21 protein-coding genes are annotated in these 20,172 nt (G+C 62.4%); 16 read left to right on the top strand and 5 right to left on the bottom strand.

The window, feature by feature from the left end; all coding sequences use genetic code 11:
- The first annotated feature begins 122 nt into the window (after window positions 1–122).
- The 7 genes from I8746_RS13320 to I8746_RS13290 all read left to right on the top strand — a co-directional run bounded on the left by I8746_RS13320 (window position 123) and on the right by I8746_RS13290 (window position 8,233).
- The gene (locus I8746_RS13320) at window positions 123–575 is read left to right on the top strand and encodes a MarR family winged helix-turn-helix transcriptional regulator (RefSeq protein ID WP_003255908.1); all 453 of its coding nucleotides are present in this window, start codon (window positions 123–125) and stop codon (window positions 573–575) included.
- Window positions 572–2,659: an FUSC family protein gene (locus tag I8746_RS13315; protein WP_221100747.1), complete on the top strand. Its 2,088-nt coding sequence runs from the start codon at window positions 572–574 to the stop codon at window positions 2,657–2,659. The genes I8746_RS13320 and I8746_RS13315 overlap by 4 nt, the downstream gene beginning before the upstream one ends.
- Window positions 2,656–2,868 (top strand): DUF1656 domain-containing protein, encoded by a 213-nt coding sequence (locus I8746_RS13310; protein ID WP_003255905.1) that lies wholly within the window; start codon window positions 2,656–2,658, stop codon window positions 2,866–2,868. Before I8746_RS13315 ends, I8746_RS13310 begins: the two co-directional genes overlap by 4 nt.
- Entirely contained in the window at window positions 2,865–3,740 is an 876-nt protein-coding gene (locus I8746_RS13305) for an HlyD family secretion protein (RefSeq protein WP_003255903.1), read from the top strand. Before I8746_RS13310 ends, I8746_RS13305 begins: the two co-directional genes overlap by 4 nt.
- Entirely contained in the window at window positions 3,737–5,155 is a 1,419-nt protein-coding gene (locus tag I8746_RS13300; RefSeq protein WP_011953182.1) for an efflux transporter outer membrane subunit, read from the top strand. The genes I8746_RS13305 and I8746_RS13300 overlap by 4 nt, the downstream gene beginning before the upstream one ends.
- A 100-nt stretch (window positions 5,156–5,255) precedes the next feature.
- Window positions 5,256–6,209 carry an RHS repeat-associated core domain-containing protein gene (locus tag I8746_RS13295; protein WP_011953183.1) on the top strand — a complete coding sequence of 318 codons (954 nt, stop codon included), beginning with the start codon at window positions 5,256–5,258 and terminating at the stop codon, window positions 6,207–6,209.
- Between the two features lie 80 nt (window positions 6,210–6,289).
- Window positions 6,290–8,233 (top strand): FTR1 family protein, encoded by a 1,944-nt coding sequence (locus I8746_RS13290; protein ID WP_221100746.1) that lies wholly within the window; start codon window positions 6,290–6,292, stop codon window positions 8,231–8,233.
- A gap of 62 nt (window positions 8,234–8,295) precedes the next feature.
- Here I8746_RS13290 and I8746_RS13285 read toward each other — a convergent pair whose 3' ends face one another.
- Entirely contained in the window at window positions 8,296–8,541 is a 246-nt protein-coding gene (locus I8746_RS13285) for a TIGR02647 family protein (protein WP_003255900.1), read from the bottom strand.
- A 69-nt stretch (window positions 8,542–8,610) separates the two neighbouring features.
- The gene (locus I8746_RS13280; protein WP_011953185.1) at window positions 8,611–8,913 is read right to left on the bottom strand and encodes a hypothetical protein; all 303 of its coding nucleotides are present in this window, start codon (window positions 8,911–8,913) and stop codon (window positions 8,611–8,613) included.
- Window positions 8,914–9,060: 147 nt separating this feature from the next.
- Here I8746_RS13280 and I8746_RS13275 point away from each other — a divergent pair, with 147 nt between their 5' ends.
- Window positions 9,061–9,723, top strand: coding sequence for a glutathione S-transferase (locus I8746_RS13275; RefSeq protein WP_011953186.1), 663 nt, complete (start codon window positions 9,061–9,063; stop codon window positions 9,721–9,723).
- 106 nt (window positions 9,724–9,829) lie between these two features.
- On the opposite strand, the gene argH is transcribed toward I8746_RS13275, so the two are convergent.
- Window positions 9,830–11,224, bottom strand: coding sequence for an argininosuccinate lyase (gene argH / locus I8746_RS13270; protein ID WP_003255897.1), 1,395 nt, complete (start codon window positions 11,222–11,224; stop codon window positions 9,830–9,832).
- Between the two features lie 297 nt (window positions 11,225–11,521).
- On the opposite strand from argH, the gene I8746_RS13265 reads away from it, so the two are divergent.
- From I8746_RS13265 to I8746_RS13240, 7 genes are all read left to right on the top strand, one after another.
- Window positions 11,522–12,265 carry a LytTR family DNA-binding domain-containing protein gene (locus tag I8746_RS13265; protein WP_003255896.1) on the top strand — a complete coding sequence of 248 codons (744 nt, stop codon included), beginning with the start codon at window positions 11,522–11,524 and terminating at the stop codon, window positions 12,263–12,265.
- A gap of 118 nt (window positions 12,266–12,383) precedes the next feature.
- Entirely contained in the window at window positions 12,384–13,325 is a 942-nt protein-coding gene (hemC, locus tag I8746_RS13260; RefSeq protein WP_011953188.1) for a hydroxymethylbilane synthase, read from the top strand.
- A complete protein-coding gene (locus I8746_RS27215) occupies window positions 13,322–14,089 on the top strand; it encodes a uroporphyrinogen-III synthase (protein WP_011953189.1) in 768 nt (255 codons plus the stop codon). The genes hemC and I8746_RS27215 overlap by 4 nt, the downstream gene beginning before the upstream one ends.
- Window positions 14,090–14,134: 45 nt before the next feature.
- Window positions 14,135–15,235 (top strand): uroporphyrinogen-III C-methyltransferase, encoded by a 1,101-nt coding sequence (locus I8746_RS27210; RefSeq protein WP_003255892.1) that lies wholly within the window; start codon window positions 14,135–14,137, stop codon window positions 15,233–15,235.
- Window positions 15,232–16,470 carry a heme biosynthesis protein HemY gene (locus I8746_RS13250; RefSeq protein ID WP_011953190.1) on the top strand — a complete coding sequence of 413 codons (1,239 nt, stop codon included), beginning with the start codon at window positions 15,232–15,234 and terminating at the stop codon, window positions 16,468–16,470. Before I8746_RS27210 ends, I8746_RS13250 begins: the two co-directional genes overlap by 4 nt.
- A gap of 222 nt (window positions 16,471–16,692) precedes the next feature.
- Window positions 16,693–17,199: a disulfide bond formation protein B gene (locus tag I8746_RS13245; protein WP_003255889.1), complete on the top strand. Its 507-nt coding sequence runs from the start codon at window positions 16,693–16,695 to the stop codon at window positions 17,197–17,199.
- 231 nt (window positions 17,200–17,430) lie between these two features.
- Window positions 17,431–17,901, top strand: coding sequence for an Rsd/AlgQ family anti-sigma factor (locus tag I8746_RS13240; protein WP_003255887.1), 471 nt, complete (start codon window positions 17,431–17,433; stop codon window positions 17,899–17,901).
- Window positions 17,902–17,909: 8 nt separating this feature from the next.
- Here I8746_RS13240 and I8746_RS13235 read toward each other — a convergent pair whose 3' ends face one another.
- Window positions 17,910–18,548: an FKBP-type peptidyl-prolyl cis-trans isomerase gene (locus tag I8746_RS13235; protein ID WP_221100745.1), complete on the bottom strand. Its 639-nt coding sequence runs from the start codon at window positions 18,546–18,548 to the stop codon at window positions 17,910–17,912.
- A gap of 178 nt (window positions 18,549–18,726) precedes the next feature.
- Here I8746_RS13235 and I8746_RS13230 point away from each other — a divergent pair, with 178 nt between their 5' ends.
- Entirely contained in the window at window positions 18,727–19,707 is a 981-nt protein-coding gene (locus I8746_RS13230) for an AlgP family protein (RefSeq protein ID WP_221100744.1), read from the top strand.
- Here the strand turns inward: I8746_RS13230 and I8746_RS13225 are convergent.
- Window positions 19,686–20,165: a TIGR02444 family protein gene (locus I8746_RS13225; RefSeq protein WP_011953193.1), complete on the bottom strand. Its 480-nt coding sequence runs from the start codon at window positions 20,163–20,165 to the stop codon at window positions 19,686–19,688. The genes I8746_RS13230 and I8746_RS13225 overlap by 22 nt on opposite strands.
- Window positions 20,166–20,172 lie beyond the last annotated feature (7 nt).

The raw sequence follows: 20,172 nt of genomic DNA, 5'->3' as shown, positions 1-20,172 counted from the left end.
CAGCACTGGCTGAAAAATGAACAACATTTCACCCCGGCTATCCGTCGCCCCCTGTTGACGACAGGGGGATGTCGGGGCGTATATTGATAGTTAGCAAACTATGAATATACTTGGTTCTCTTCATGTCCCTTGATTTCCTGCGCCTGCAAGTCAGCAGTGGCCTGGTAGTTGCTGCCCGCCACTGGCGGCGCATCTGTCATACCGCCTTGACCGGCTACGGCATTTCCGAGGCCTGCGCTGCGCCGTTGCTGATGATCGTGCGCCTGGGCGACGGCGTGCACCAGGTGGCTGTGGCCCAGGCCGCTGGCCTGGAAAGCCCGTCGCTGGTACGCCTGCTTGACCAACTGTGCAAAGCTGGCCTGGTGTGCCGCAGCGAGGACCCACTGGATCGCCGCGCCAAGGCACTGAGCCTGACTGCCGAAGGCCGTGCCCTGGCAGAAGCCATTGAAGCCGAACTGGTGCGCTTGCGCCGCGATGTGCTCGGCGGTATCGATCAGGCCGACCTGGAAGCTGCCTTGCGTGTGCTTCGTGCCTTCGAGGCTGCCGGTCTGGGCAGCGCAGGCGGGGTGGCATGAACGGTTTCTTCAGCTCTGTCCCTCCGGCCCGTGACTGGTTCTACGGCGTGCGCACCTTCGGCGCGTCCATGATTGCCCTGTACATTGCTCTGCTCATGCAACTGCCGCGTCCCTACTGGGCCATGGCTACGGTGTACATCGTCTCCAGCCCCTTCGTCGGCCCGACCAGCTCCAAGGCGTTGTACCGTGCCGTCGGCACGTTGCTCGGCGCTGGCGGGGCAATCTTCCTGGTGCCGCCGCTGGTGCAGTCACCGTTGCTGCTGAGCATCGCCATTGCCCTGTGGACCGGCACCTTGCTGTTCCTTTCGCTGAACCTGCGCACGGCCAACAACTACGTGCTGATGCTGGCCGGTTATACCCTGCCGATGATTGCCTTGGCCGTGGTGGATAATCCGCTGGCAGTGTTCGATGTGGCCTCTTCTCGCGCGCAGGAAATCTGTTTGGGAATTGTCTGCGCGGCAGTCGTCGGGGCTATCTTCTGGCCACGCCGGCTGGCGCCGGTGGTAGTCGGTGCCACCGGAAACTGGTTCACCGAGGCGATTCGCTACAGCGACACCTACCTGGCCCGCGATGCCAGTGCCGACAAGGTCAGCGGGATGCGCGGGGTGATGGTCACCACCTTCAACTCGCTGGAGCTGATGATCGGTCAGCTCGCCCACGAAGGTGCCGGCCCGCATACCCTGAAGAACGCCCGCGAATTGCGCGGGCGGATGATCCATCTGCTGCCGGTGATCGACGCCCTCGACGACGCACTGGTAGCCCTGGAAGGCCGCGCCCCGGCCCAGTTCGCCCAGCTTCAACCCGTGCTGGAAGCCGCTCGTGAATGGCTCAAAGGCACTGCCGACAGCGCTTCGGTAGCGCACTGGGCCACGTTGCATGAGCAGATCGGCCGCTTGCAGCCCGCTACAGCCGCCCTCGACCAGCGCGCCGAGCTGCTGTTGTCCAACGCCCTGTACCGCCTGACCGAATGGGCCGACCTGTGGCAGGACTGCTGCACCCTGCAGCACGCCCTGCGTACCGATGATGCCAAGCCTTGGCGTGCGGTGTATCGCCACTGGCGGCTGGGCCGCCTGACAGCGTTTTTTGATCGTGGCCTGATGCTGTACTCGGTAGCCTCAACGGTCCTGGCGATCGTGGTCGCCTGCGGCCTGTGGATCGGACTGGGCTGGAACGACGGCGCCAGTGCGGTAATCCTCGCGGCAGTTGCGTGCAGCTTCTTCGCCGCCATGGACGACCCGGCACCGCAGATCTACCGGTTCTTTTTCTGGACGCTGATGTCGGTCATCTTCTCCAGTCTGTACCTGTTTTTGGTACTGCCCAACCTGCACGACTTCCCGATGCTGGTGCTGGCCTTTGCCGTGCCGTTCATCTGCATAGGCACCCTGACCGTACAGCCGCGCTTCTACCTGGGCACCTTGCTGACCATCGTCAACACGTCGACCTTCATCAGCATCCAGGGCGCCTACGACGCCGACTTCTTCACCTTCCTCAACTCCAACCTTGCCGGCCCCGCGGGCCTTCTGTTCGCCTTTATCTGGACCCTGGTGATGCGCCCGTTCGGCGTGGAGCTGGCGGCCAAGCGCATGACCCGCTTCGCCTGGCGCGACATCGTCGAAATGACCGAGCCTGCGACCTTGGCCGAGCACCGCCAGGTTGGCGTACAGATGCTCGACCGCCTGATGCAGCACCTGCCACGCCTGTCGCAAACCGGCCAGGACAGTGGCGTGGCACTGCGCGACCTGCGCGTAGGGTTGAACCTGCTCGACCTGCTGGCGTACATGCCGCGCGCCGGCCAGCAGGCTCGCGAGCGCCTGAACACTGTGGTCGAGGAAGTCGGTGCGCACTACGCCGCCTGCCTGCGTGCTGGCGAACGCCTGCATGCCCCGGCCGCACTGTTACGCAACATGGAACGCGCTCGCCTGGCGCTGAACCTGGACGAGCTGTACGAGCGCGGTGATGCCCGCACCCACCTGCTGCATGCCCTGAGCGGTCTGCGCCTGGCGCTGTTGCCGGGGGTGGAGGTGATGCTCGAGCCAGCTGAACAACCGCAACTGCCCCCCGGCCTCGACGGAGCACCCCTGTGATTGGTGAACTGGATATCAGCGGGGTGTTCCTGCCCACGCTGCTGGTGATGATGTTTGGCACCTACCTGCTGTTCCTTGGGGTGCACGCGGTGCTGGTGCGCCTGCATTTCTACCGCCTGGTCTGGCACCGGGCGTTGTTCAACGTTGCTCTGTATGCCGTGCTGCTTGGTGCGGTGGACCACTTTTGCCGAAACCTGATGCTGCCATGAAAAAACCTATGCTGACCTTGGGCCGTGTGGTCCTGACCTTGCTGGTAGTGACCTTCGCCGCCGTGCTCGTGTGGCAGATGGTGGTCTACTACATGTTTGCCCCCTGGACCCGTGACGGCCACATACGCGCTGACGTGATCCAGATCGCCCCCGATGTGTCGGGATTGATCCAGAAGGTCGAGGTGCGCGACAACCAGACCGTCAAACGTGGCGACGTGCTGTTCACCATCGACCAGGACCGCTTCACCTTGGCCCTGCGTCAAGCCAAGGCAACCCTTGGCGAGCGCCAGGAGACCCTGGCCCAGGCTTCCCGCGAAGCGCAGCGCAACCGCAAGCTGGGCAACCTGGTGGCCGCCGAGCAACTGGAAGAAAGCCAGTCCCGCGAGGCCCGTGCCCGTTCGGCTGTCAGCGAGGCGCAAGTGGCTGTCGATACTGCTCAGCTCAACCTTGACCGCTCGGTGGTGCGCAGCCCGGTAGACGGCTACCTCAACGACCGCGCGCCGCGTAACCACGAGTTCGTCACCGCCGGCCGCCCGGTGCTGTCGGTGGTCGATAGCGCCTCGTACCATGTCGATGGCTACTTCGAGGAAACCAAGCTTGGCGGTATACACATCGGCGATGCCGTGGACATCCGTGTGATGGGCGACAACACCCGCCTGCGCGGCCATGTGCAGAGCTTTGCCGCTGGCATCGAAGACCGCGACCGCAGCAGTGGCGCCAACCTGCTGCCTAACGTTAACCCGGCGTTCAGTTGGGTACGCCTGGCCCAGCGCATCCCGGTGCGCATCGCCTTTGACGAAGTGCCGCAAGACTTCCGCATGATCGCCGGGCGCACTGCCACGGTGTCGATCATCGAGGGCCAGCGCCCATGAAACAGCTGATCCTGGCTGGCCTGTGCCTGTCGCTGGGGGCCTGCATGATGGTGGGTCCCGACTATGAGGTGCCTGGGGATGCGGCCGTGCAACGCAATGACCTGAACGGCCCGCTGCGCCAGGATGCCGACAGCGTCGTGTCGGCGCCGGTCCCCGAGGACTGGTGGCAGCTGTATCAGGATCAGCGGCTGAATGAACTGGTGCGCCAGGCGCTGAGTGCCAACACCGAATTGCGCGTGGCGGCGGCCAACATCGCCAAAGCTCGCGCCCAGGTGGAGGTGGCTGAATCGCAAGGCGGCTTCAACGGTGGCGTCAAACTCGGCGCTCAGCGGCTGCAGGAGTCGGGCGAAGCTTTCCTGCAGCCTGAGAAGGTGCCGGTAGCCAACATCGGTGAGGCCATCATCAGTGCCTCGTACCAGTTCGACCTGTGGGGTACCTTCAAGCGTGGTACCGAGGCTGCCAAGGCAAATGCCGACGCAGTGCAGGCCGCTGCCGACACTGCCCGCATCACGCTTGTGGCGGACGTGGTCAAGGCTTATACCCAGGTGTGCTCGGCCAACGAGGAATACCACATTGCCCGTGAGTCCCTCGATCTGCAGGAGCAAAGCGTGAAACTCAACCAGCGCCTGCGCGATGCTGGGCGTGGTGATGAAACCCAGGTCACCCGCTCGCAGACCCAGTTCAAATCCTTGCGTGCCGAACTGCCACGCTTCAAGGCCGAACGCGAGACGGGCATGTACACCCTGGCCGCGCTGCTGGCCAAGCCGGTCGACCAGTTGCCTGCCGGTACCGCCGATTGCGCCGAGCTGCCGCACCTGAACCAGCTGGTCCCGGTGGGCGATGGTGCGGCCCTGCTCAAGCGCCGCCCCGACGTGCGTCAGGCCGAACGCCAGCTGGCTGCCGCCACCGCCTATATTGGCGTGGCCACCGGCGCCTTGTACCCGGACATCAGCATTGGCGCCCAGGTTGGCACCATCGGTATCCTGGAGAACCTTGGTGAGCCTTCGACCAACCGCTGGGGTTTTGGCCCGCAGATCAGCTGGACCATCCCCACCAACGGCACCCGTGCCCGCATTCGCATGGCCGAAGCCTCGACCCAGGCGGCCCTGGCGAACTTCGATGGGGTTGTGCTGAATGCCATCCGCGAGACCCAGACCCGCCTGGCGCAATACAGCGCCTTGCTCGATCGGCGCGAGGCGCTGGCCGAGGCGGAGAAATCGGCCAAGGAAGCGGCGGACCAGACGCACCGGTATTACCAAGCGGGGCGTGAGTCGTTCCTGGCGGATTTGCAGGCGACGCGGACCTATACCGATATGCGTGCGCAGTTGGCGGCGGCGAACAGCCAAGTGGCGTTGGGGCAGATTGGGGTGTTTCTCGCGTTGGGTGGGGGGTGGAAGGCCCGTACTCAGGAATAAGTGTGCTCACGGCTCGGCGAATTACGCACTATCAAAATTGCCAGTTACGCGGTTCGAAAATAGGGGGCATGCTTCCGTGAGCTAAAAAAGGAGGTGTGATATGGGCGAGGATTCGACGAGTGTCGTGAAGAGCTTTTACTGCCGAGATCGATTGGCAACACAAGTGCGCGAGTTATCGTCGTACTCGTTACTTGACCACCGGCAAGGCTGTCTGGCTCAGGTAAATGTCGGGCAGGGCGCAGGCTCTGTATTATTTGCTGTCGATGCCATGCGGACTGTAATTGCAGGTAGTGCTGAGCTATCTTTTGCCAAAATGTGCTATCAAGCGTACGGACTCAGTTCTCCTCAACCATCGATAGTTCCCGGCTTTAATGGTGAGTCTCGTGACGCCGTCACCGGCTGCTACCTGCTGGGTGCAGGCTACCGTCTTTACAGTCCGGTAATGATGCGATTTTGCAGCCCGGATAGTTGGAGCCCATTTGGCGAAGGTGGTTTGAATGCATATGCCTACGTGTCGTGTGACCCTGTCAACTATTCTGATCCAACGGGGCATGGTAAACACATTAAGATGAAGGTTTCACAACCGAAAGAAAGGCCTGGTAAGTTAGCGGTAGAGCCTCTCCGTACTCCGGCTTCGAAGAGTCCCTCACTGGATCGATCGAACTCAAGCGGTTCGAATTTATCTGGGGCGTCGTCACCCTTGACCCCCTCCCCAGTCAGTGCGGGAAGTAGTAAGCGATACAGCTCTCAAGCTTCAAGTGACACCAGTGCATCTACTGACCTTGACGACATTTGGAAGCTTGATAAGAGCCGAGCCACGTATAAAGAGCTGACACCTGCCGAGCAGTATGTGTTTGATGAATTTCAGAATGCTATAAAAAACGAGGGCAAGTCTCCCAGAGACGCTGCAGAGATGGCAGGTGCCAGTGACTATAAGAGAATGAAAGATAAAAAAGTCAATAGGTTTCAAATCCGCCTTAGTCAAGGGCAGCGTGTGTCATTTGAAATAGAAGGTAAGAACGTGATCATTCGCCAAGTAGGTGGGCATACCTGATTATCGCGTATCAAATTTGTAGCAAGATTTTTCATGAAATCTGCCCAAGACCCTTGAGGTAAGCTGAGTCAGAGTAAAGAATGTTCTCTTTCGCATTCCCTCCGAGACTGGCCATGAATTCCCGTTTCCGTCTACTTGCCTGGCTACCGGCTGTGTTGCTTGGCCCGGTGCTGGCGCTGTGCAGTAACCTGGCGCTGGCAGAAGCGCCCGCCGAGGCCACCAAGGCCTTGCATTTGCTCGATTACATCGGTGCCGACTACCCGCCGACCGTACAAGACGGGACGGTGATCGACGATGGCGAGTATCGCGAACAACAGGAGTTCAGCGCGGTATTGGCCGATCTGCTCAAAGGCCTGCCGGCAAATGCTGAGCAAAAGGGTCTGGAGCAAGGTGTTCAAGCGCTACGCCAAGCCATCGACCAACGCCAGGAGGGCGCCGCAGTCGCCAAACAGGCCCGACAGCTGGGTGCGCGACTGGCTGTGGCCTACGAGGTCAGCCAGGCACCGGTGATTACCCCGGACCCAGCCCGCGGTGCTGCGCTGTACGCGCAAAACTGCTCGATTTGCCACGGCGAAACCGGCGCCGGCGATGGCCCGGCTGGCGTGGGCCTGGAGCCTGCACCCGCCAACCTGCGTGATGTCTCGCGCCTGGACCAGTTGAGCCTGTTCGACCTCTACAACACCCTGGCCTTGGGTATCGACGGCACCGAAATGCCGTCGTTTGCCGACCAATTGGACGATCGCCAGCGCTGGGACGTGGCCGCGTACATTGCCAGCTTCACCGCCAAGCCGGAAGCAGGCAAGGGTGACAAGACCTGGAACCTCGCCGACCTGGCTCGCCAGACGCCGGCCGAAGTCGCCGCCAACGAAGGCACTGCGGCCGTCGAGGCATTCCGTGCCCAGCGTGCTCAACCGCCGCAAGTAAAGCGCGGCCCTGCGCAATTGCTCGAATACACGGCCAGCACACTGGACAAGAGCCTGGCGGCCTACCGCGCAGGCGACCACGATCAGGCCTATGACCTGTCGGTGGCGGCCTACCTGGAGGGTTTCGAGCTGGTGGAAAGCTCGCTGGACAACATCGACACCCAGGCGCGCAAGGACACCGAAAAAACGCTGATGGCCTACCGTCAGTCCTTGCAGGACGGCTTGCCCGTGGCCCAGGCCGAACAGCGTCTGGCCGACGCCAAAACCAAGCTCGAGCAGGCGGCCAAGCTGCTGGGCAGCGATGGCCTGAGCTGGACGCTGAGTTATATCTCCGGTTTGCTGATCCTGCTGCGTGAAGGCCTCGAGGCGATTCTGGTGCTGGCGGCGATCCTGGCCTTCCTGCGCAATACCGGGCAGCAGTCGGCAGTGCGCAGCGTCAACATCGGCTGGGGCCTGGCGCTGGTTGCCGGCTTCGCCACCTGGGCGCTGGCGGCCTATGTGATCGATGTGGGGGGCGCTCAGCGCGAGCTGCTGGAAGGCTGCACGGCGCTGTTCGCTGCTGTGATGGTGCTATGGCTGGGTGTGTGGATGCATGACCGCCGCCACGCCGCCGCCTGGAAGGACTACATCAAGAGCAGCCTGGTCAGCGGTGGCGGGCGCTTCGGCTTTGCTGTGCTGGCATTCTTCTCGGTATACCGCGAATTGTTCGAAGTGATCCTGTTCTACGAGACCCTGTGGCTGCAGGCAGGCCCTGCCGGGCATCAGGCGGTGCTGGCGGGTGGCGCGACGGCATTGTTGCTGCTGGTGGGCCTGGCCTGGGCGATTCTGCGGGGTTCGGCCAAGCTGCCGCTATCGCTGTTCTTCAGCATCAACGCCGCGCTGCTGTGCGCGCTGTCGGTAGTATTCGCCGGGCATGGCGTGAAGGCGCTGCAAGAGGCCGGCGTGCTGGGCACACGGCCAGTGGCGTTCTTTGAGTTCGACTGGCTGGGGATTCATGCCGATGCCTACTCGCTGTCGGCGCAAGCGGTGGCCTTGCTGGCCATCGTGTTCCTTTACGGCCGCTCGTGGCTGGCGGAAAAGCGCAGTACTGCGGCCAACTGACTGGAGCCTGCGCGGTCCTGCAGGGCCCGCGCAAGGTCTCAGATCTTGCGCGAGCCTGATGCTCAGGCCGGCTGTGGCGCCTTGAGAATGTTCTGTAGCAGTTGGACACTTTCAACGGCGTCATGACCCAGGCTGGTCAGATAGCCGCCATCCGGTTGATCGGTCAGCCCCTTCTCATGCAGGCGTTGCGCAGCCGCGATCAGGGCAGGGGATGCGGTGCTGGTTATCTTGATGCCTTCCTGGCTGCTGTCGTGTTTGAACAGCGCGAGTACTTCCATTTCGTCGATCAAATCGGGGGTAAAAGGCATGGCGACTCCTGACTTCCAGACAAGGATTGCGGCACTTTCTACGGTGCCTGATCTTCGAGTGTAGCCGGGTTATTCGTCGTCGCCTTGATCCATCTCAGGCGGCAGCTCCGGCAGTGCCCGCAGAGCGTTCTCATACCACTCGCCGTTGAACGCACGGTCCTCTACCAACATGTTGTCGATTTCGAAGGCCAGCACATGGGCCATCAGGTTCAGAATGTCTTCACGCTCATAGCCGACCAGCGTCAGCTTGTTGAAAGTGGCCTTGGCCGCAGGCGGCTCGCCGCTCTCGATCTGGTTTTCGATGGCCTGGGTCAGTGTTGCCTCGGCGAAGGCTTCGTCGTCGTCATTGTCGATGTTGGTGGGCTCGCTCATCGCGGTACTCCTAGGATGGATGCAACAGTGTGCCATGCCTGTGGCGGCAATGCCCGGGCATTGACGGGGTGCATGACGCTGGTCAGCGGCAGGCGTTCAGTCTATAAAAGCCAGGCCAACCCCTTACGGCCTGGAGGCTGTTACCTCATGCTCAAGCTTCATGGATTCTCGGTCAGCAACTACTACAACATGGTAAAGCTGGCCCTGCTCGAAAAAGGCCTGCCTTTCGAGGAAGTCACCTTCTATGGCGGCCAGGCGCCACAGGCGCTGGAAGTGAGCCCGCGGGGCAAGGTGCCGGTGCTTGAAACCGAACATGGCTTCCTCAGCGAAACCAGTGTGATCCTCGACTACATTGAACAGACCCAAAGCGGCAAGGCACTGCTGCCGGCCGACCCGTTCGAGCAGGCCAAGGTGCGTGAGCTGCTCAAGGAAATCGAGCTGTACATCGAGCTGCCTGCGCGTACCTGCTACGCCGAGTCGTTCTTTGGCATGTCGGTCGAACCGCTGATCAAAGAGAAGGCGCGTGCTGACCTGCTGGCCGGGTTTGCCACGCTCAAGCGCAATGGGCGCTTTGCACCCTATGTTGCGGGCGAGCAACTGACGCTGGCAGACCTGATGTTCTGCTTCTCGGTCGACCTGGCCAACGCGGTGGGCAAGAAGGTGCTGAGCATCGACTTCCTGGCGGACTTCCCGCAGGCCAAGGCATTGCTGCAGTTGATGGGGGAGAACCCGCACATGGCGCGGATCATGGCGGACAAGGAAGCGTCGATGCCAGCCTTCATGGAGATGATCCGCAGCGGCAAGCGCTGAGATTTGTGTTGGGTCATTCGCGGGTAAACCCGCTCCTACCGGTAAAGCACAACCGTTGTAGGAGCGGGTTTACCCGCGAACGAGGGCGAAGCCCTCGCCCCGGAGGTTAGCGAGACGCCAACAGGGCCTTGCCACGAACAACGGCAGCACGCACCTGCGCCGGCGCCGTACCACCAATGTGGTCGCGCGCATTCACCGAACCTTCCAGCGTCAGCACGGCAAACACGTCCTGTTCGATCTGGTCGCTGAACTGGCGCAGTTCGTCCAGGCTCATCTCGGCCAGGTCCTTGCCAGTGTCCACACCATACTTCACCGCGTGGCCAACGATCTCGTGACAGTCACGGAATGGCAGGCCACGGCGAACCAGGTAGTCGGCCAGGTCGGTCGCGGTGGAAAAGCCGCGCAGGGCCGCTTCACGCATGATGGCGTGCTTGGGCTTGATCGCCGGGATCATGTCAGCGAAGGCCCGCAGCGAGTCGCGCAGGGTATCGGCGGCGTCGAACAGCGGTTCCTTGTCTTCCTGGTTGTCCTTGTTGTAGGCCAGTGGTTGGCCTTTCATCAGGGTCAGCAGGCCGGTCAGGGCGCCGAACACACGGCCGCTCTTGCCGCGTACCAGCTCTGGCACGTCCGGGTTCTTTTTCTGCGGCATGATCGAGCTGCCGGTGCAGAAGCGGTCCGGAAGGTCGATGAACTGGAACTGCGCGCTCGTCCACAGCACCAGCTCTTCGGAGAAGCGCGAAAGGTGCATCATCGCCACGCTGGCAGCGGCGCAGAATTCGATGGCGAAATCACGGTCCGACACGCCATCCAGCGAGTTGCCGGCCACGGCTTCAAAGCCCAGCAGCTTGCAGGTCAGTTCACGGTCGATCGGGTAGGTGGTGCCGGCCAGCGCGGCGCTGCCCAGTGGCATGCGATTGGTGCGCTTGCGGCAGTCGACCAGGCGCTCATAGTCGCGGCTGAGCATTTCGAACCACGCCAGCAGGTGGTGGCCAAAGGTGACCGGCTGCGCCGTCTGCAGGTGGGTGAAACCAGGCATGATGGTTTCGGCTTCACGCTCTGCCTGCTCCAGCAGGCCCTGCTGCAGGCGGGTGATTTCGCCCAGGATCAGGTCGATTTCGTCGCGCAGCCAAAGGCGGATGTCGGTGGCCACCTGGTCGTTGCGGCTACGGCCGGTGTGCAGCTTCTTGCCGGTGATGCCGATGCGGTCGGTCAGGCGTGCTTCGATGTTCATGTGCACGTCTTCAAGGTCGACACGCCAGTCGAAGTTGCCGGCTTCAATCTCGCCCTGGATGGTTTTCAGGCCATCGATGATGGTGTCGCGCTCGGCATCACTGAGCACGCCGACCTGCGCCAGCATGGTGGCATGGGCAATCGAACCCATGATGTCGTGACGGTACAGGCGCTTGTCGAAATCTACCGAGGCGGTGAAACGGGCGACGAAGGCGTCGACGGGCTCACTGAAGCGGCCGCCCCAGGACTGATTGGTCTTGTCGGTGCTCATGGATTCACTCATTGCAGGCGTGAACGAAAAAGTGGCGTCGATGATAGCAGGGTTGGGCTGGCTGCCGCAGGGCGCCGGTCGAGAGAAATGCCCGGAAAATCGCATAGAAGGATTTCAAGGAATGAACGGCAGTGTTCCACGGACCGTCTACAGTTGGACAAAGGACTGGCAGTGAATCTGCCGGGCCGAGTGAATCTTTGGCCATCGCACCGGTCTAGAGCGTGACCGCAGTGTCGCTCGAACCACACCTGTCTACGCTATACCTGTGCGAGACTCATTCAGGAATCCAGCGCAATTATGAATGTCCTGATCGTTGATGACGAACCCCAAGGCCGTGAACGCCTCAGCCGGCTGCTCGGCGAACTGGAGGGTTACACTGTGCTGGAGCCCAGCGCCACCAACGGCGATGAGGCCTTGGCGCTGATTGAAAGCCTCAAGCCCGATGTGGTCCTGCTGGACATCGGCATGCCAGGCCTGGATGGCCTGCAGGTTGCCGCTCGCCTGTGCGAACGCGAGGCGCCGCCGGCGGTGGTGTTTTGCTCCGGGGATGATGAATACGGTGCAGAGGCATTCAAGGACAGTACCCTCAGCCATGTGACCAAGCCCTTCCAGGCCCAGGCCTTGCGCGATGCCTTGCGCAAGGCCGAAAAACCCAACCGCGCCCAATTGGCGGCGCTTACCCGGCCGGCCAATGAAGGCGGCGGCCCTCGCAGCCATATAAGTGCCCGCACGCGTAAAGGCATCGAACTGATCCCTTTATCCCAGGTGATCTATTTCATTGCCGACCACAAGTATGTGACCTTGCGTCACGAAACCGGGGAGGTGCTGCTTGACGAGCCACTCAAAGCCCTGGAAGACGAATTCGGCGAACGCTTCGTGCGCATCCACCGCAATGCGTTGGTCGCCCGCGAGCGCATCGAACGCTTGCAGCGCACCCCGCTGGGGCACTTTCAGCTGTATCTGAAAGGCCTGGACGGCGATGCCTTGACCGTCAGCCGTCGCCATGTGGCCGGTGTGCGCAAGATGATGCAGACCCTCTGAGGCCCTTGGACTCGGCCCGCTCCTGCACCTGACTGCGTGTGGCCTGTTGATCCGTATCTGCAAGCGATACCGGCGATGCTGTTATGATCGGCGGTATTTCTCTGGATCGGGGCGTTTCATGTCCACTCGCGAAATCCGCATTGCCACCCGTAAAAGTGCTTTGGCCCTGTGGCAGGCCGAATACGTCAAGGCCCGCCTCGAGCAGGCCCACACCGGTCTGCAGGTGACCTTGGTGCCCATGGTCAGCCGCGGTGACAAGTTGCTCGACGCGCCGCTGGCAAAAATTGGCGGCAAGGGGCTGTTCGTCAAGGAACTGGAAACCGCGCTGTTGGACAACGAAGCCGACATCGCCGTGCACTCGATGAAAGACGTGCCCATGGACTTCCCCGAGGGCCTGGGCCTGTACTGCATCTGCGAGCGTGAAGACCCGCGTGATGCCTTCGTTTCCAATACCTTTGACAGCCTCGAAACGCTGCCCGCCGGCAGTATCGTCGGTACCTCAAGCCTGCGCCGTCAGGCCCAGTTACTGGCGCGCCGCCCAGACCTGCAAATCCGCTTTCTGCGCGGCAACGTCAACACCCGCCTGGCGAAGCTGGATGCCGGCGAGTACGACGCCATCATCCTCGCCGCGGCGGGCCTGATCCGTCTGGGCTTCGAGGACCGCATCACCTCCACCATCAGCGTCGATGACAGCCTGCCGGCAGGTGGTCAGGGCGCGGTGGGCATCGAGTGCCGCAGTGCCGACGTTGAGATTCATGCACTGCTGGCGCCACTGCACCATGTCGACACCGCTGACCGGGTGATCGCCGAGCGCGCGCTGAACAAACGCCTGAATGGTGGCTGCCAAGTGCCGATCGCCTGCTACGCGGTCCTTGAAGGTGACCAGCTGTGGCTGCGCGGCCTGGTCGGCCAGCCTAGCGGCGGGACCTTGCTGGTGGCCGATGCCCGTGCACCCCGTGCTGCTGCCGAGGCCCTGGGCGTACAGGTGGCCGAAGACCTGCTGGGGCAGGGCGCCGAGGCCATTCTGAAGGAAGTCTACGGCGAGGCCGGTCACCCATGAGCCAATGGCGCCTGTTGCTGACCCGGCCTGCCGAGGACTGCGCGGCGCTGGCGCAAAGCCTGGCGGCAGCGGGAGTGGGCAGCAGTTGCCTGCCACTGCTGGAAATTGAACCTATTACCGTGCAAGCCCCACAGCGACTGTCGCTGGAGGGCTTGCATGACTTCCAGGCGATCATTGTGGTCAGCAAGCCGGCCGCCCGGCTGTTGCTTGAGCATCTGGCCGAGACCAGCATCCAGCCTCCGCAGCGAGGCTGGTTCACCGTAGGTGAGGCAACCGCTGGGGTGCTGCAGGGTGCAGGGCTGGAGGTAAGCTTTCCGCCGCGTGGCGATGACAGCGAAGCCTTGCTGGCACTGCCGGCCCTGCGCCAGGCACTTACCGAGCCGGCACCGCGTGTCTTGATCGTTCGCGGCGTCGGAGGTCGCGAACTGCTGGCAGAGCGTCTTGCAGAGCAAGGTGCTAGTGTCGAATATCTGGAACTGTATCGTCGCTGCCTGCCGGCCTACCCGGCGGGTACGCTGATGCGCCGCATTGAAGCGGAACGCCTCAATGGCCTGGTGGTCAGCAGTGGGCAGGGTTTTGAACATTTGCAGCGGATGGCCGGTGCCGATTGGCTGCGGCTGGCCCAGTTGCCGCTGTTCGTGCCCAGCCCGCGGGTCGCCGAGCAGGCCAAGGCCGCCGGGGCCCAACAGGTTGTGGATTGCCGTGGCGCCAGTGCCACGGCCTTGCTGGCAGCCGTGCAGCGTAGCGCTGCACCTGCCTCTTAAGGCGCTAAGCTGAATGCGGTGCGCCCCCATGCAAAGGATGGATACGTGAGCGAGACTGTCTTGTCCAATAACGATCAACCGTCGGCACAGGCGCCTGCGGAACCCGTTACCACCCCACCTGCCAAGCGCTCCGGCAGTGGCCTGGCAGCGCTGGCCTTGCTGCTGGGTGCGGCCGGGGTGGCGGTAGGTGGCTGGGGTGTCTGGCAGGTGCGTCAACTGCAGGGCAGTGAGTTCAACCAGGGCCAGCACATCGAGGCGCTGACCCAGCGCGCCGAGGCGCTGCAGCAACGTGAACAGCAGATCAGTGCGCAACTGGCCAGTCTGCCAGCCGCCAGCGAGCTGGAAGACCGCCGGCGGCTGGTAGCCCAACTGCAGGGCGACCAGCAGCGGCTCAGTCAGCGCCTGGAAACCGTGCTGGGAGAAAGCCGCAAAGAGTGGCGCCTGGCCGAAGCCGAGCACCTCCTGCGCTTGGCTACCCTGCGCCTTTCCGCATTGCAGGACATCACCAGTGCCAAAGCCCTGGTCGAAGGCGCCGACGAGATCCTGCGCGAGCAGAGCGACCCGGGTGCCTTCGCCGCCCGCGAGCAGCTGGCCCGCAGCCTGGCCACGCTCAACAGCACTCAGCAACCGGACCGCACTGGCCTGTTCTTGAAGCTGGCTGCGCAGCGTGAGCTGGTACAGCAGTTGAGCGCCCAGTCCCCCGAGTTCGACAGTAACGCCGATGCGCTTGGCGCCCTGACCGCCGACGGTGATGGTGCCAGCAGGCTGTCGCAGTGGTGGGCAGAAATATCCAAGTACTTCCAGATCGACTTCAATGCCGATGAAAACGTGCGTCCGTTGCTGGCCGGGCAGCAACTGAACCAGCTGCGCCTGGCGCTGAGCCTGACTATCGAGCAGGCCCAGTGGGCGGCGCTCAATGGTGATGCCAAGGTTTACACGCAGGCGCTGGACGACGCCCGCAGCGTACTGCTGGCCAACTTCAACGCAGACAACCCGCAAAGCAAGGCCATGCTCGACAGCCTCAATGCCCTGGCCGATCAGCCGGTATCGGTGGTTACCCCTGACCTTAGTGAAAGCCTGGCGGCAGTGCAGGCCTATATTCAGCGCCGTCACCTGCCGGCCGAGGCTGAAGGGGGCAAGCCATGAAGCGTGTCTACCTGTTGGCCGTGCTTGCGATCGTGGTTGCTGCGGCACTGGGCATCGCGGTCGCCAAGCACAGCGGCTATGTACTGGTTTCCTATGGTGGTTTCCGTTATCAGTCGGGGCTGTGGGCAGCCTTGGCGGGTATTTTGGCGGTCGTCCTGCTGCTGTGGTTGCTGCGCTATCTGGTCGGCCTGGTGCTGACTTCCAGTGGTGTGGTCAACCCGTGGTCACGGCGTAACCGCAGCCGACGTATCCGCCTGGCGATCGAACAGGGCCAACTCGATCTTGCCGAAGGCCGCTGGGCCAGTGCCCAACGGCACTTGCACCGTGCCGCCGAGGCTGAGCGCCAGCCGTTGCTGTACTACCTCGGTGCCGCGCGTGCCGCCAACGAGCAAGGCCGCACCGAAGACAGCGACAACTTGCTGGAGCGTGCCCTGGAGCGCCAGCCGCAAGCGGAGCTGGCCATTGCCCTGACCCATGCCCAGTTGCAAATGGACCGTGGCGAAAACGATGGGGCCCTGGAAACCCTGCTGGCCATGCAGGAACGCCACCCGCACAACGGCCAGGTGCTGCGCTTGCTGCAACGCCTTTACGTGGAGCGCGGCGACTGGTCTGCACTGATCCGCCTGATGCCCGACCTGCGCAAGGGTAAAGTGCTGCCCGCCGCCGAGCTGGCTGCTCTGGAACAACGCGCCTGGGGCCAGAACCTTAGCCTGGCGACCACCCGTGGCGAAGATGCGCTCAGTGCACGTCAATCCTTGGAGCGCGCCTGGCAGCAGCTGACCGCAGCCCAGCGCCAGGAGCCACAACTGGTGCTGGCGTACGCCGAGCAACTGCGCCAGGTAGGTGCCCAGAACGAGGCCGAACAGGTGCTGCGCACGGCCCTCAAGCGCGACTACGAAAGCCACCTGGCCCGCCTTTACGGCCTGGTGCGTGGTGATGACCCGGCGCGTCAGCTGCAAACCGCTGAAGGTTGGCTCAAGGCTCACCCGCAAGACGCCAGCCTGCTGCTGACCCTGGGCCGTCTGAGCCTGCAAAACCGCTTGTGGGGCAAGGCGCGTGACTACCTTGAAAGCAGCCTGCGCATGGAGCGCAACCCCGAGGCCTGTGCAGAGCTGGCCCGCCTGCTCGCGGGGCTGGGCGAGACGGAGCGCAGCAACCAGCTGTTCCAGGAGGGCCTTGGCCTGCTGGACGAGCGCCTGCTGGCGCTGCCTTTGCCAGAAGGCGTACGCGCCTGACCTACCCCAAGGCCCGCGCAAAGGTGCGGGCTTTGGGGGCAGGTAATTTATCTTTCGCTGTCAGTTTGATCTGAAGTCCATTTCTTCCGTCGCCTCCTACGGCATATCTGGAAATTTCCTACGCGATTCAGTGACTTGTCGTTGCTGTCGTGCCTTGAAACAAAGCGTGTCTTTCCTCTACCGTTTCAAGCCACTACTTTTTCCCCGGGACCTTCACCGCCCATGCTGCCGGCCCGTTTGCGCACCTTTTTTCTTCCTGCCTGCCTAGTCGCACTGGCGGTACTGGTTGCGTCTTTCCGTCTGGAAAACACAGTGGGGCTGATGCCGTGCCCATTGTGCCTCAGCCAACGGTTGCTGCTAGGCGTGTACGCGCTGCTGTGCTTCGCAGCCGTGCTGCAGGCGCCGGGCACGCGGGGCATCCTTCGTTATGCTCGCCTGGTGCTGGGCTGCTCGTTGGCCGGCGCCTTGCTGGCAGCACGGCATGTCTGGTTGCAGGGGGCTGAGGGGGTCAATGAGGTATGCCCGGTGCCGATCGGGCGAGTGTTCGAGCAATCCTGGGGTGAGGCGGCACGGCAACTGTTGCTGGGTGGCCCGGATTGCCGTTCGCTTGCCTGGAGCTTTCTCGATCTGACACTGCCGGAATGGAGCCTGTTGGCCTTCCTGCTGCTGGCGGTGCTGCCCTTGAGTTGCCTGCTGGCGTATCGTTTCCGCACCCTGGCAAGAACATGACCTGGCGCAAGGTTGTGCCATTAGCGCGACCAATGGTGATGTAACAGGGTATTAAACACTTGTATGAACTTTGTGTGCTGCGTACCTTGAAGGGCAGCACGCGCGGGAATAATCTCCCAGCACGCATACCGGAAAAACAACTGCTCGATGCCGTCCTGCTGATGTCACCTTTGTGCTGCGCGGTCGTGGTGCGAGGTGCAGCGGCATCTACCCAGAAGGGAAGAGATCGCCATGCTCGATAGTTGTCAGAACGCCCAGGAACGCTGGGGTGGGGTTCACAAGCTGATCGACCGTTGGCTGGAGGAGCGCCAGGAACTGGTGCAGGCTTTTCGCGCCCTGCGCGATGTGAGGCCAGCCTTCGCCGACAAGGACACCAACGGGGACTTTTGCGCCCTTCTGGTCGACTACGTTTCGGCGTGGCACTTCGAAGTCTGCGAGCAACTGGTCAGCGAGGCCAAGGCGTTCGGAGACAAGAAGGCGCTGAAGCTGGCCGAAGAGATCAACCCACGGATCAACGACAGTACTCAGATAGCACTGGCCTTCAATGACCATTGCACCAAGGGGGAGTGCAAGGACACCGAACGCTTTGCCGAGAAGCTGGCCAAATTGGGCGGGTTGTTGCACGAGCGCTTCGAGCTTGAAGACTGCCTGATCGAAGTGCTGCACAACGCACACAAAGAAGAGGGTGCAGTGCAGGCCTGAGGTTGGCGTCAGTCGCCAACCGCCAGCAGTTCGATCTCGAATACCAAGGGGGTGTAGGGTGCAATCAGGTCTCCCGCCCCCTCGGCGCCATAGGCTTGCGCTGAAGGAATTACCAAGCGCCATTTGGCGCCGGTGTGCATTTTCGGCAAGGCGACCTGCCACCCTTCGATAACCGAATCCAGGTTGAACCATTGGGGGGTCTGGTTTTGGTCGAATATTGAGCCATCCGGCAATCTGCCCACATAACGCACCTGCACTTTGCCGCCCGCTTTCGGCTGTACACCCGTGCCTGGTTGCAATTCGCTGTACAACACACCTTCCGTTAGTTCGTGCACCCCATAACGCCCACGTTCATTAGCCATGAAACGCGTTTCGGCGGCCTGCAGCTTTTGCACAGCGGCGTCGCCTTCCTGGGCCTCATGCTGCTGCAGCACCGCCTGCATGCGTGCCTTGTCGAGTTTCAGGGGTTGCCCCTGATAGGACTGCTTCAGGCCTTCGACCAGTGCATCCAGCTGCAAGCCCGGCATCTCCTGGCGCAGGCGCTCACCCAGGCTGGCACCCAGGCTGTAGGCCAAATCGTGTTCGTCGTTGTCGGCCAAGGCGAGGGGTGCCATCAGGCATAAACCCAAAACAAGATATCGAGGCAACGCCTGACTCCCAAATACCAGCAATGATTAATTCAGCAACTACACTTTCACGCAGCTGCAAGATAACAACTTTGCCCAGGCATGCAACGCGGCGTAAACATTACGGTCAACATGCCCTAGCGGCGGTAGCAGCAGAAGCATAGTATGAGCCGCAATCTCGTCAGCCAGGAGGTAAACCATGTCGGCCAAAAAGAAGCCAGTAAGTACGCCGTTACACCTGCTCCAGCAACTTTCGGGCAGCTTGCTCGAACACTTGGAAGAGGCCTGCTCGCAAGCGCTGGCTGATGCGGAAAAACTGCTGGCGAAGTTGGAAAAGCAGCGTGGCAAGGCGCAGGAAAAACTGCACAACGGTCGCCTGAAACTGCAAGACGCGGCCAAGGCAGGTAAAGCCAAGGCGCAAAGCAAGGCGCAAAAAGCCATCGGTGAACTTGAAGAGCTGCTCGAGTCTCTCAAGGAGCGTCAAACCCAGACGCGCTCTTACATTCAGCAACTCAAACGCGATGCTCAGGACAGCCTCAAGCTGGCTCAGGGTGTAGGCAAGGTACGCGAAGCTGCAGGCAAGGCCCTTGATCAACGTGCGGCCAAACCGGTTGCCAAGGCAACCGCTGCCGCCAAGCCTGCGGCCAAACCGGCTGCCAAGGCGACCGCTGCTGCCAAGCCGGCGGCCAAACCAGCCGCCAGGGCGACCGCTGCCGCCAAGCCTGCGGCCAAACCGGCTGCCAAGGCGACCGCTGCCGCCAAGCCTGCGGCCAAACCGGCTGCCAAGGCGACCGCTGCCGCCAAGCCTGCGGCCAAACCGGCTACCAAGGCGACCGCTGCTGCCAAGCCTGCAGCCAAACCGGCTGCTAAGGCGACCGCTGCTGCCAAGCCTGCAGCCAAACCGGCTGCCAAGGCGACCGCTGCCGCCAAGCCTGCTGCCAAGGCGACTGCGGCAGCCAAACCTGCGGCCAAGCCAGCTGCCAAAGCCCCTGCTGCCAAGCCGGCCGCAAAACCAGCTGCCGCCAAGGCACCTGCACGCACGGCCGCCAAACCCGCTGCTAAGCCTGCTGAAGCCAAGCCCGCTACACCACCGGCGGCCACAACCAACTCGGTGAGCCCGGCTGCTGCTGCACCGTCGGCACCTGTGAGTACTCCGGCTCAGGCACCTTCGGCGTCCTGAAGCGCAGCCGCTGCGACGCGCAACTGAACTAGCGCGTCATGATGCAGAGCCTGGTCCGGTGCCAGCCGGGCCAGCCAGTCGTCCGCGGGCTCATGGGAGCCCACGGGCCACTGTTGCGAGCGTTCCTGCAAGCGCTCCAGCAAGGCTTTTTCAGCCTGCAACTCCAACCCCTTCACCTGCTCACGTAATGCCGCCAGTTGTGTATCACCCGATGCTGTGGCTCGCCATTGCTGGCGCAGGCTGCGCAGTGGGGCGACCACGTCACGCTGCCAGGGCTCGGCAAGTTCTTGCAGTGCTTGCGCACGTTCGCCCAGTACGGCCACACCACGTGCTTGCAGCCAGGTCGCGCACAGCAGCAGGCAGACATCGCCACCCAGTGCCTGCAGTTCAAGGCAAGCGGCTTCCACGCCGGGCCTGGTATACAGGGTCAGGGCGTAATTCCACAGGTCGGTGTGCATGGTTCCA

Origin of the sequence: Pseudomonas sp. USTB-Z (genome assembly GCF_019691255.1) — a bacterium.
GTDB lineage: Bacteria > Pseudomonadota > Gammaproteobacteria > Pseudomonadales > Pseudomonadaceae > Aquipseudomonas > Aquipseudomonas alloputida.
This window is presented reverse-complemented; position numbering and strand designations above follow the sequence as displayed.

Coding starts and splice junctions, on each gene's coding strand:
- I8746_RS13320 (WP_003255908.1), top strand. CDS start 123: ATGTCCCTTGATTTCCTGCGCCTGCAAGTCAGCAGTGGCCTGGTAGTT.
- I8746_RS13315 (WP_221100747.1), top strand. CDS start 572: ATGAACGGTTTCTTCAGCTCTGTCCCTCCGGCCCGTGACTGGTTCTAC.
- I8746_RS13305 (WP_003255903.1), top strand. CDS start 2,865: ATGAAAAAACCTATGCTGACCTTGGGCCGTGTGGTCCTGACCTTGCTG.
- I8746_RS13300 (WP_011953182.1), top strand. CDS start 3,737: ATGAAACAGCTGATCCTGGCTGGCCTGTGCCTGTCGCTGGGGGCCTGC.
- I8746_RS13295 (WP_011953183.1), top strand. CDS start 5,256: ATGGGCGAGGATTCGACGAGTGTCGTGAAGAGCTTTTACTGCCGAGAT.
- I8746_RS13290 (WP_221100746.1), top strand. CDS start 6,290: ATGTTCTCTTTCGCATTCCCTCCGAGACTGGCCATGAATTCCCGTTTC.
- I8746_RS13285 (WP_003255900.1), bottom strand. CDS start 8,541: ATGCCTTTTACCCCCGATTTGATCGACGAAATGGAAGTACTCGCGCTG.
- I8746_RS13280 (WP_011953185.1), bottom strand. CDS start 8,913: ATGAGCGAGCCCACCAACATCGACAATGACGACGACGAAGCCTTCGCC.
- I8746_RS13275 (WP_011953186.1), top strand. CDS start 9,061: ATGCTCAAGCTTCATGGATTCTCGGTCAGCAACTACTACAACATGGTA.
- argH (WP_003255897.1), bottom strand. CDS start 11,224: ATGAGCACCGACAAGACCAATCAGTCCTGGGGCGGCCGCTTCAGTGAG.
- I8746_RS13265 (WP_003255896.1), top strand. CDS start 11,522: ATGAATGTCCTGATCGTTGATGACGAACCCCAAGGCCGTGAACGCCTC.
- hemC (WP_011953188.1), top strand. CDS start 12,384: ATGTCCACTCGCGAAATCCGCATTGCCACCCGTAAAAGTGCTTTGGCC.
- I8746_RS27215 (WP_011953189.1), top strand. CDS start 13,322: ATGAGCCAATGGCGCCTGTTGCTGACCCGGCCTGCCGAGGACTGCGCG.
- I8746_RS13250 (WP_011953190.1), top strand. CDS start 15,232: ATGAAGCGTGTCTACCTGTTGGCCGTGCTTGCGATCGTGGTTGCTGCG.
- I8746_RS13245 (WP_003255889.1), top strand. CDS start 16,693: ATGCTGCCGGCCCGTTTGCGCACCTTTTTTCTTCCTGCCTGCCTAGTC.
- I8746_RS13240 (WP_003255887.1), top strand. CDS start 17,431: ATGCTCGATAGTTGTCAGAACGCCCAGGAACGCTGGGGTGGGGTTCAC.
- I8746_RS13230 (WP_221100744.1), top strand. CDS start 18,727: ATGTCGGCCAAAAAGAAGCCAGTAAGTACGCCGTTACACCTGCTCCAG.
- I8746_RS13225 (WP_011953193.1), bottom strand. CDS start 20,165: ATGCACACCGACCTGTGGAATTACGCCCTGACCCTGTATACCAGGCCC.